Genomic DNA, 6901 nt, shown 5'->3' on the forward strand with positions numbered 1-6901 from the left:
TCCAGGTGGAGCGTCGCGGGCTTGCCGTGGACGCCGATGTTGGCCACATGGCCGCCGGGCCGCACCATGCGGGTGCACAGCTCGAAGCTCTCCGGCACCCCGACCGCCTCGACGACCACGTCCGCGCCGAGCCCGTCCGTGAGATCGGCGATGAACTGCTCCGGGTCCTCCCCCGCGTCGGCCACGGCATCGGCGCCCAGCCGACGGGCCGCCTCCAGCCGGGATGCGGCCAGGTCGACGGCGACGATCCGCTCGGGCGAGAACAGCCGCGCCGTGGCGATCGCCGCCAAGCCGATGGGACCGGCGCCGACGACGGCGACCGTGTCGCCCGGACGCACGTGCCCGTTGAGAACACCGACCTCGTACGCCGTCGGGAAGATGTCCGCGAGCAGCACGGCGTCCTTGCTCCGCACCGCACCGGGGAGCGCGTGCACGGACAGGTCGGCGTACGGGACGCGGACGTACTCGGCCTGGGTGCCGTCGATCAGATGGCCGAGGATCCAGCCTCCGCCGCCCCGGCACTGCCCGTACATGCCCTCCCGGCAGAAGCGGCAGCGGCCGCAGGAGCTGATGCAGGAGACAAGCACCCGGTCGCCGGGACGTACGGTCCGCACATCGCTGCCGATCTCCATGATCTCGCCGACAGCCTCGTGGCCGAGAACCGTTCCCGGACGCACTTCGGGGACATCGCCCTTGAGGATGTGCAGATCCGTGCCGCAGATGGTGACGGCGCCGACCCGCACGATGGCGTCCGTGGGTTCCTTGACCGCCGGGTCCGGGACATCCTCCCAGGCGGACTGCCCGGGGCCGTGGAAGACGAAGCCCTTCATGATCACCCTCACCCTTCCCTGTCCGGTACGAGATGATCCCTTGAGTCCAGCTTGTTCCGTTGCACGGTGTTCTGCTTGGGCCGTCCGGCCCTCGACGCCCGCCGCCCGGCCTCGGGCCCGGCCCCGAGCGGCCCGCCACGACACCTGACCGGCCCCTGCCCCCGTACGGCCCCGGCTGTCACCGTCGGAGGTGTCACAGGACGACGAAGGAGGTGCCGGCCGATGCCCCGCGGCAGGTACGTGAAGAAGCGGCTGTGGCGGTGGTGCGACAACCCGCTGCGGCGGCGCGACGACGTCATCGAGGCCTGGATCGTCCTGGCCGTCTGGACGCTCTTCACCGTGGGCGGAACCGTCGCCGGGCTGGTGACCGCCCAAGCCGCGGACGACGCGTTCGCGCGGCAACGCGCCGAACGGCAGCCGGTCCGCGCCGTGGTCCTGCACGACGTTCCGCCGACCGCTGCCGGGCCGGGTGCCGGCTCTGGCCGTCTCATGGCGGCGGTGCGCTGGACGGCGGCCGACGGCTCGTCCCGTACCGGGTCGGCCGCGGTACCCACAGGAAGCAGGGCGGGAGCAGAGGTGAGCATGTGGCAGGACGGCCGCGGCCGTCTCGCTCCGGCGCCGCCGACGCCCGCGAAGGCGGCGGTCGAGTCGGGCGTCGCGGGTGCCGCCGCCGCGACCGCCGTGGGCGGCCTGGCATTGGGTGCCGGCACGGTCACCCGCCGCCGGCTCGACCGACGCCGCGTCGACGCCTGGGGCCGGGAATGGGCGCTGGTGGAACCGAGATGGGGGCACAGGACCGGCTGACCTGAGGTCGACTACACCCTGAGGTCGACTACGCCGGGGCAGTCGACTACACAGGGGCAAGCGAGGACGCGATGTCCTTCGCCCACTCCTCGATGGCACCGAAGTCCCGGAAGTCTCCGCCCTTCCCGGAGCTGATGATCATCTTGGCGATGCGTCCCCTGGCTCCGTCCTTCAGGCACCCGCCGAAGGTGATGTGTCCCTGGACGTCCAGCCGGTTCATGGTCCGCTGGACGCCCCGCACGGGCGGGATGTCCCGGTCGGCAGCGGAGCTGTCGAGCGGTCCGCTGCTGAAGAGCCACACCGGACGGTGCGCGAGCTCCACCCGGTTCCGGCGGACGAACCGCCGCGCGTCCTTGTGCCAGCGTCCCGCGTAGAGTCCGCCGCCGACCACGACGGCGTCGTAGGGCGCCACGCTCGTGACCGAACGGGCCGGCAGGGCCTGGGCGGTCAACCCGCCCTCGCGCAGGGTCTCGGCGACCGTTTCGGCGATCTCCGCGGTGGATCCGTTCGTCGTTCCATAGGCGACCAGCACGGTGTCGGCCATGACGATCCGCCTCCTCTCACAGTCGACCCTTCACGGTCGGCCTTTGACGGTCGGCCTTTGACCCGACCTTTGACGGTCGACCTTGCACAAGCGGCGCAGCCAGTCCTCGGTCACGCCTTGCGGTGCCCGGCCGTCGGCGCGCGGGTGTGCGTCGTCCGGGCGGGGTGCCGTTCGAGCAGGTCGTCCGTCATCGCGGGCCCCCTCCGTACTTCCGTACTTCGGTACCACCTCGATCGTCCGCCGGAGCGGAGAACGGGCCCATGGGCTGTTCGGGCCGCCCCGGGGCCGGTCGGCCCTGCCGGCCCCGCCGATCGGCCCATCCCCGGTCGGCTCATCGGGCCAAGGCCCGGGGCGGTCGCGCAGCCGGGCCGTCCCACCTCACGGAGGTTCGGGAACCACGGCGACCGGCAGGGGGCCGTCACACCACGCTCACCGGATGCCGCACCACCGCGCCGAATAGGTACCCCTGCGTGTTCGGCACCGCGGTGTCCGGCTGGGTTCGGCCCGCCGTGTCCGTGGCGCGGGCGAGCAGGTGGGTGGCGCCGGGTGTGTCCGGCTGCCAAGGGAGGGACCAGCGGGTCCAGGTGCCGGACCGGGGCCGGTCGTGCAGGCGGGCGGGCCGCCAGTTGGCGCCTCCGTCCGTACTGACGTCGACCTGGGCGACACCTCCCGCACCCGACCACGACCGCCCGTGCAGTACGTGCCTGTGGCCGGCCGCGAACGTGGCCCCGCTCGCCAGCTCGAAGGCGCTCTTCGTGGTCTGCCGGGTGAGCGGCGCGCTGCCGCCCTCGGGGTGGGCGGGGCCGAACAGCCGTTGACATCCTCCCGGACCTAAAGGTCCGGGATTCCCGCCTGCTTCCATACGGGGCGCATGGGTCGCTTCGGGTGGGTTCCTGTTTCAGCACGCTGCGCCGGGACGAGTCCCGGTCTTACCTGCGCTCCACAGGCTGACACCGCCAGTCCGGCGGCCTTGGCGATGTTGACCGCCGCGTTGATGTCCCGGTCGAGGACGGTCCCGCATGCCCCGCACGTCCAGACACGGACGTTCAGGGGTTTGGGGCCGTCCTTGACGCCACAGGCGGAGCACACCTGGGAGGTCGGCTCGAAGCGGCCAATCTTCACGAGGGTACGTCCGTACCGGGCGGCTTTGTACTCCAGCATCCCGACGAACGCCGACCATCCGGCGTCGTGGACAGACTTGGCCAGACGCGTACGGGCGAGCCCTTTGACACACAGGTCTTCCACGGCGATCGCTTGATTCTCGCGGATCAGTTTTGTGGAGAGCCGATGATGGAACTCGCGGCGCGCGTCGGCGACCCGCGCGTGAGCGCGGGCAACTTTCTCCCTGGCCTTGCCCCGGTTGCTGGAGCCCTTAGTCTTGCGAGACAGGTCCCGCTGCGCCGTCTTGAGCTTCTTTTCAGCCCGGCGCAGGAAGCGAGGGCTGTCGACTTTCCTACCGTCGGAGAGGACGGCGAAGTGCCCGAGGCCGAGATCGATTCCGATCTCGGGCGTCGCATGCGGCAGCACTTCAGAGGCGTCCGTCTCGACGACGAAACTCGCGAAATACCGGCCCGCACTGTCCTTGACCACCGTCACCGTGGACGGCGTCGACGGCAGCGCCCGAGACCACTTCACCTTCAGGTCGCCGATCTTCGGCAGGCGCAGCTTCCCGCCCGGCGTGATCCGCCAGCCCGCGTTCGCGGTGAAACGGACCGACTGCCGACTGTCCCGCTTCGACTTGAAGCGCGGTGCACCCATCTTCGGGCGCTTGCCCTTGAGACCATCGAAAAAGTTCCGGTAGGCGGTGTCGAGGTCGCGCAGAGACTGCTGAAGAACGACCGAGGACACTTCGCCGAGCCAGACCCGTTCCGGCGTCTTCTTCGACGCGGTGAGCTGCCGGGACAGCTCCGCCGAGGTGACGAACCCCAGTCCCGCCGCGCGGGCCTCCTCGCGGACGCGCAACGCGTCATTGAAGACGACCCGTGCACACCCGAACGCCCGCGCCAACGTCATGCGCTGACCGGCGCTCGGGTACAGACGGAAGCTGTACCGAAGCTGCACGAGGATCACCATACCGCTGCCCATGTCAATGATCATTGGGCTCGTGCCCGGACTCTCACCCAAGGCAGGGTGGTCGGTACCACATCACACGACTGACATGAAGCCGTCACACTCGAACGGAATGCGGGCTCACCGGCCGTCCGTTCCACCTGACATGACTGTTGGCGTAGCACTCAACGCATCCGACGCGCGGAACCAGGTCGACGCCAGTGTGCACCTGGCCCAGGAAGCCGCCGCGGCCGGTCTGCGGTCGGTCTGGTTCGGCCAGACGTTCGGCGCGGACTCACCCCAACTCGCCGCGATCGTCGGGCGCGCGGTACCGGAACTCCACGTGGGCACCTCCGCGATCCCCGTCTTCGGGCGCCACCCGCTGCTGGTCTCCAGTCAGGCGCAGACCGCCCAGGCCGCGACCCACGGCCGCTACCACCTCGGCCTGGCCCTGGGCACGAAACTGCTGACGGAGACCGGGTTCGGCCTGCCCTTCGAGCGTCCCATCGCCCGTCTGCGCGAATTCCTCACCGTGCTGCGCCAGTTGACCGAGACCGGCACAGCGGACTTCCGCGGTGAGCTGCTCACCGCCACGACGCCGATGTCCGCGCGCGTACCGGGCGCCGAGTCGGGTGTTCCGCTGCTGGTCGCCGCGATGGGGCCGCAGGCGCTCCGGGTCAGCGGTGAGCTCGCGGACGGGATCCTGCCCTACCTCGCGGGACCGCGCGCCCTCGCGGAACACATCGTGCCCGCCCTCACGGCCGCGGCCGAGGCCGCCGGACGGCCCGCGCCCCGGATCGTTGCACTGGTGCCCGGCGTGGTCACGGACGATGTGGACGCGGTGCGGGCGAAGGCCACCGAGAGCCTCTCGTTCTACGAGCAGATCCCGTCCTACGCCCGGGTCATCGAACTGTCCGGCGGCCGCAGAGCCGCGGATCTGGCCGTGATCGGCGACGAGAAGACGCTCGAGGCCGAAGTTCGGCGCTACCGCGACGCGGGCGCCACCGAGGTCGTGTTCTCGGGCACCGAGATCGCGGGAGCCGCGGACCGGCGCCGCACGTGGGCGCTCCTCGGCCAACTCGCCGCTTGACGCGAACTCGGCGCCCGAGCCCGCCGGCCCATCGGCCCACCGGTCCACCCACCCCGCCGACCGCCACGGGCCGACCGCCGACGGACGACGCACCGATTCACCGACCGCTCCGAAGATCCCCGTATCGCCGCGCGAGGGCGAACCTCACGCGGCCCGTACCGAAGGAGAACTCATGACCAGCGAGGCGACCAGCACGGACCTCCACGCCTTCACCGAGCAGTGGCTGGACTGGTACCGCGGACAGGAAGCCCGGCTCGCCGCCCCGCACGGGTTCCTGGCGATCACCGGCCTGCACTGGCTCGACGACCGGCCGCAGCGCTTCCCCGACGCGCCCGGCGCATGGCACACCGGCCACGACGGGGTCGTCGTCACCCTCGACGACGGTGAGGAGCTGATCGTCGACGGGACACCGGTACGCGGTGAGCACCGTTTCGGCGTGCTGCCCGAACGCGGTGGCGTCGACGCGATCTGGAACGACGCCGTCATCGAGGTCGCCAAGCGGGGCGGTCACGACATCGTGCGCCCCCGGCACCCGGACGCCCCGCTGCTCAAGGCCTTCACCGGAACGCCTGCCTACGCCCCCGACCCGCACTGGGCCGTGACGGGCCGTTACGTCCCCTTCGACGAGCCGCGTCCCACCACCGTGGGCGCCGCGGTCGAGGGCTTGGAGCACGTGTACGACGCTCCGGGCAGGATCGAGTTCGAGCTGGACGGACGTCCTCTGTCGCTGACGGCGTTCCCCGGGCATGTCCCGGGCGGGCTGACGGTTCTGTTCACCGACGCGACCTCCGGGGTCACCACCTACGCCGCCAACCGGACCCTGTCCGTCGGGGCTCCCGGCTCCGACGGCACGGTCGTCCTCGACTTCAACCGCGCCACGAACCTGCCGTGCGCCTACACGGACCTGGCCACCTGCCCGCTGCCCCCGGCGGAGAACCGGCTGCCGGTGTCGATCGAGGCGGGTCAGAAGATCCCGCGGGAACGCGGTGGTGCCTGACCATCCCACTTCCGCTGACGGGGCGAGCTTCCACCAGGCGTCCCGGTGGCGTGGTCGGCCCGGCTCGCTCCGCCGGAGTGCGGTGGCTCGCTCCACCGGAGTCCCGTGGCTCGCTCCGCCGGACTCCGGTGCCGCCATTGACGTACGTGAGAACCGCTCCGTACGATCACGAACGGCATTGAGTGTCAGCGTCAAGCCCTGGCTCGCTGACCGGCAACCCTCCCCCGCGGTGGGGTGCTCCAGGTGAAAGCCCGGCGGGATCAGCGACGATCCCGCAAGCGCGTGGCCCCGTAGCCGGGGCCGGACATATGGAGGACCCTCATGCGGCACGGTGGTGGCCCCGACGCCTCCTTCGCCGTCGCCGTGGTGTTCTCCCGGCTGGCGCGCCGACGTCACATCGATCTGAAGCGCTCGACGAGCTGCTTCTGTCGGGCTTGACGGCCCTTTCCGCAGCCGGGCGCTGACGGGCCTCCCCGTCGGCGGTCGACGTCCGTGACGCCCACCCGCGTCGACGTCGTGGAGATACGCAGACCGTCGACGTACTTGAGGCACGTCGACAGCCGACGTCCGTGACCAGCCGTCGCGGT

The 6901-nt window shown here is 71.1% G+C and carries 7 protein-coding genes, 1 pseudogene and 1 riboswitch; of the genes and pseudogenes, 3 read left to right on the plus strand and 5 right to left on the minus strand.

The genetic code is table 11. The features are described 5' to 3' along the window. Positions 1 to 830: alcohol dehydrogenase catalytic domain-containing protein (locus ACWEBX_RS35945; RefSeq protein ID WP_451888952.1), on the minus strand; the 830-nt coding region annotated here is incomplete at its 3' end. A 222-nt stretch (positions 831 to 1052) separates the two neighbouring features. On the opposite strand from ACWEBX_RS35945, the gene ACWEBX_RS35950 reads away from it, so the two are divergent. Beyond that, a complete protein-coding gene (locus ACWEBX_RS35950) occupies positions 1053 to 1634 on the plus strand; it encodes an Rv1733c family protein (RefSeq protein ID WP_451888953.1) in 582 nt (193 codons plus the stop codon). 46 nt (positions 1635 to 1680) lie between these two features. Here ACWEBX_RS35950 and ACWEBX_RS35955 read toward each other — a convergent pair whose 3' ends face one another. The 3 genes and pseudogenes from ACWEBX_RS35955 to ACWEBX_RS35965 all read right to left on the minus strand — a co-directional run bounded on the left by ACWEBX_RS35955 (position 1681) and on the right by ACWEBX_RS35965 (position 4239). After that, entirely contained in the window at positions 1681 to 2178 is a 498-nt protein-coding gene (locus tag ACWEBX_RS35955; protein WP_451888954.1) for a flavodoxin domain-containing protein, read from the minus strand. Between the two features lie 418 nt (positions 2179 to 2596). Continuing rightward, positions 2597 to 2992: pseudogene (locus tag ACWEBX_RS35960) on the minus strand (sulfite oxidase); the annotation flags it as partial. A gap of 17 nt (positions 2993 to 3009) precedes the next feature. Next, positions 3010 to 4239 carry an RNA-guided endonuclease InsQ/TnpB family protein gene (locus tag ACWEBX_RS35965; RefSeq protein WP_451888958.1) on the minus strand — a complete coding sequence of 410 codons (1230 nt, stop codon included), beginning with the start codon at positions 4237 to 4239 and terminating at the stop codon, positions 3010 to 3012. 154 nt (positions 4240 to 4393) lie between these two features. On the opposite strand from ACWEBX_RS35965, the gene ACWEBX_RS35970 reads away from it, so the two are divergent. After that, positions 4394 to 5317: an LLM class F420-dependent oxidoreductase gene (locus tag ACWEBX_RS35970; RefSeq protein WP_451888955.1), complete on the plus strand. Its 924-nt coding sequence runs from the start codon at positions 4394 to 4396 to the stop codon at positions 5315 to 5317. Between the two features lie 172 nt (positions 5318 to 5489). Further along, complete coding sequence (locus tag ACWEBX_RS35975) at positions 5490 to 6314, plus strand: DUF1684 domain-containing protein (protein WP_451888956.1); 825 nt, start codon at positions 5490 to 5492, stop codon at positions 6312 to 6314. A gap of 174 nt (positions 6315 to 6488) precedes the next feature. Then, a riboswitch (SAM riboswitch) is annotated at positions 6489 to 6601 on the plus strand. 105 nt (positions 6602 to 6706) lie between these two features. On the opposite strand, the gene ACWEBX_RS35980 is transcribed toward ACWEBX_RS35975, so the two are convergent. Further along, on the minus strand, positions 6707 to 6901 hold a 195-nt coding region (locus ACWEBX_RS35980), incomplete at its 5' end, for a hypothetical protein (protein WP_451888957.1).

The sequence above is a fragment of the Streptomyces sp. NPDC005070 genome, assembly GCF_053600395.1.